The organism is Aerococcus sp. L_32, assembly GCF_050689315.1.
The window spans coordinates 1-858 of record NZ_JBOEQF010000771.1; the positions used below are offsets into that span (position 1 = coordinate 1).

An 858-nucleotide genomic window follows, 5' to 3' on the forward strand; every position below is an offset into this window, starting at 1 on the left:
AAAGATGGCAACAATTGTTGCACCTGGTGGTGTGTCTAAATAGTAAGACGTTGTCAGCCCAGCAAACATCCCAAACATGGCGATGATCACACCGACAATAATGACTGAATCAAAGTTTTTCACTAGTCGTAGTGCAATGGCTGCTGGCATAACGATAATTGCTGATACCAGTAGTGACCCTGCAATTGGCATGATTAAGGCAATGGCCATCCCAGTAATAATTGAAAAAATGACTGAAATCATTCGCACTGGCAAACCTGCCGTATAGGCGGTATTTTCGTCAAATGAAACGAGGTATAAGGGCCGTTTAAAAATTAAGTAGCCAACTACAATAAACACCGCTAATCCAATCAAGATATAGACTTGTAGTGACGAAACGGTCACGATAGAACCAAATAAGTAGGCGTTAATAGAGGCTGCTGAATCCACTTGGTTCAATAGTAGTAAGGCTAAAGCCATCCCACCAGACATCATCATAGCAACCGATATATCTGAATAATGGGCATAGACGACCCGCAAGTATTCTAAGATTAAGGCAGCTGCCGCTACGAACAAGATGGTCGTAATGGTTGGTTCAACCCCTAGTAAATAACCGAAAGCCACTCCGGCTAATGAAATATGGGCTAAGGTATCCGCCATTAATGATTGCTTGCGCATGATTAATAGGAGACCTAGGATCGGGGAAATAAATGAAATAGCGGTCGCGGCTATGAATGCCCGCCCCATGAACTCGTACTGAAACATCTCCACGGCGAATTCTCCTCTCTTACTAAATGCACACGTTTATCATAGTATTCATCAATAATATTGTCATCATGAGTTACCATCAAAATAGCTTTCCCATGTTTTTCTGTGTTA

At 42.1% G+C, this 858-nt stretch carries 1 protein-coding gene; it reads right to left on the reverse strand.

Going from position 1 to position 858, the window contains the following annotated elements; genetic code table 11:
• Window positions 1-744: metal ABC transporter permease (locus ACRCJ0_RS16340; protein ID WP_431391215.1), on the reverse strand; the 744-nt coding region annotated here is incomplete at its 3' end.
• Between the last annotated feature and the right edge of the window lie 114 nt (window positions 745-858).